Origin of the sequence: Okeania sp. SIO3I5 (assembly GCF_010672085.1) — a bacterium.
GTDB lineage: Bacteria > Cyanobacteriota > Cyanobacteriia > Cyanobacteriales > Microcoleaceae > Trichodesmium.
Map to the genome: position 1 here is coordinate 1 of NZ_JAAHHT010000555.1, position 1,030 is coordinate 1,030.

At 32.3% G+C, this 1,030-nt stretch carries 1 protein-coding gene; it reads right to left on the bottom strand.

The window, feature by feature from the left end; genetic code table 11:
* Positions 1 to 214 precede the first annotated feature (214 nt).
* A partial coding sequence (locus F6K40_RS40505) for a transposase (RefSeq protein WP_293146070.1) occupies positions 215 to 1,030 on the bottom strand: 816 nt, incomplete at its 5' end.

Here is a 1,030-nt window from a genome sequence, read left to right on the forward strand (position 1 = left end):
CTGGATAATATTGATTGTGCAAATGATGCGATCAAAAAATCTCATATTATTGAATTATCATCTGAAACAGAACAGTTTGCCATAGTCGAAGAAGATTTAGATTCAGGTATAATAGCCTGTTCAGCGAATTATAACGTGCTACTTAACTGGACTTTTGGAAAAAAGTAAAATATATTTGCTTTTATCCTATAATTAGAGGTAGTTATACCTGAGTCTAACCCCAGATCACCCCCAAATCAGCTTTATGTTGAGCAAAAATTTCTTGATTCTCTTGTAACCAGCAAAAAAATTTGTAGGAAACACCAGTTAGAAATGCTTCTAATGTCTCTGTAAAATTTGTCAAAGTGGCGCGAGAATAACGCTTTGTTAAACCACCCATTAATTGTTGATAAACAATGAAAGTATAGGCCACAAAAACTAGAATAAAATGACGCCTCATACTGGTTTTATCTCGGACTTGATATTCTTTTAACCCCAACCATCCCTTAGCTTCCCTATAAAATTTTTCAATATAGTTTCTATCAGAATATGTTTTAACTATCCATTCTTCAGTCACACTTTTATATTGTTTATTTGTTATTAAATAATCAATTTCAGTGGCTTCAGATATAGAACTATTATTCATGACGATTGCAATAGTTCTGGGACCAGTTAAACCTTTGATTTCTACTTCTATAATACCCACAAAAACTGTTTTGGGTATATCTTGTTCTAATGTTACTTCTTGAAAAGCATTTTGAGGTAGAGATAAGCCTATTTCATCTAACCTTTTTTGTGATTGTTTTTTGCCAGTTTTTTGATTAATAACACTCACCAAACGATTTTTAGCCAAACCCCCTATATAGTTAAGTTCCAATCGTTCTAATTCCTGTAAAAATGAGGAATTATTGCCATAACCTCCATCTACTAAAACTACACCAGGTCGATATTTTCTCTCCAAAGTTTTCTGGACTAAACGCAGCGCTAAATCTGGTTTTTTGACAAATTTTTTATCTTCTTTTCCATCTGGTAAAGATGATGAATTTTGGTA